The sequence below is a fragment of the Pseudomonas sp. Z18(2022) genome (assembly GCF_036346535.1).
In the GTDB taxonomy this organism is placed as follows: domain Bacteria; phylum Pseudomonadota; class Gammaproteobacteria; order Pseudomonadales; family Pseudomonadaceae; genus Aquipseudomonas; species Aquipseudomonas yamanorum_A.
This window is the reverse complement of record NZ_JAOTOA010000063.1, coordinates 1-1,217: the sequence shown is the minus strand read 5'-3', so window position 1 is coordinate 1,217 and position 1,217 is coordinate 1. Positions and strand designations below refer to the sequence as shown.

Below are 1,217 nucleotides of genomic sequence, written 5' to 3'. Positions count from 1 at the left end.
TTCGACGTTGGCAAGGTCGCCGCCTTTGTCGTGGTGGAAGGCCACGCGGTTGTTATCGGGCAGGCGCAGATAGTTGAGCTGCCCGCATTCGTCATAGCCATAGCGCAAGGTGCCCCAGCCCTGATGTTCGGCGGTGAGGCGGTTTTGCAGGTCGTATTCGTAGTGGAGCGGCCAATGACCATCATCGACGCTGAGGAGGTTGCCGAGGCGATCGTAGGTGTAATCGACAATGCTGCGGTCGGGCAGGGTTTTTCTTACCAGGCGACCGGCGCTGTCTCGCTGATAGCCAGTAACCAGCTGACTACCATCGTCGCCATATTCGGTCTTTTCCAGCAGATGCCCGGCGAGGTCATAAACGTAGGCGGTACGTCGGCCATCAAAGCCGATTTCCTGTTGGATCAGGCCGTTGGCGTGATAGTCGAGCCGATAGGTTTCGCCAACCTCGTTTTCAATCTCGGTCAGTAACAACCGGACATTGTCGTAACGGTATTTGAGCTGTGTGCCGTCGGGGTTGATCCGACGGCTGATCAGGTGCAGGCCGTCTGCATACTCGTAACGGGTGACTCGCCCCAGTTCATCGCGCTCGGCAGTGATTTTTCCGTACGGGTTGTAGCTGAATTCGCGAGTGGCACCACCGGGCTGAATCACCTTCAGCAAACGACCTACGGCGTCCCACTGATACTGGGTCAGCGCACCATGCTCATCCACACAGGCAACCTGCCGCCCCAGGTCGTCATAGCGATAACGCCGTACACCGCCATTCGCCAGCTTCTCCTCGATAAGCTGGCCACGTTCATTCCAGATAAATCGCTGACTGCTGTTGTCCGGGTGCCAGACGCCGCTGAGCTTGCCGTGTTTGGTGTAGGTGTATTCGGTGTAGTTACCGTCCGCATCGGTCTTGCGGGTGATATCGCCCTGGTCGTTACGCTGGTATTTCCAGACGGCGTCACCACGCCGCACAACCCGCACGAAACCGTTGTCATGCTCGTAGGACGTGGGCGCATCGTCCCCGGGAAACAGCGCAATCAACCGACCGGCTTCGTCGTACTGATACGCCGTCACCGCCCCCAGCGGATCCTGCTCGACCGTCAGCCGACCTTTTTCATCGTAGGATTTGAAGTGCTCGGCACCGTCCGGATCAATCCGCTGCACCAGCCGTGCGCGCTGGTCGTGGACGTAGACTTCCTGGCTGCCATCGGCGTTGTGCACGGTGACGG

Annotated in this window: 1 pseudogene; it reads right to left on the bottom strand. The window is 58.9% G+C overall.

From position 1 onward, the window contains the following. Window positions 1-1,217: pseudogene (locus V3W39_RS33585) on the bottom strand (type IV secretion protein Rhs); the annotation flags it as partial.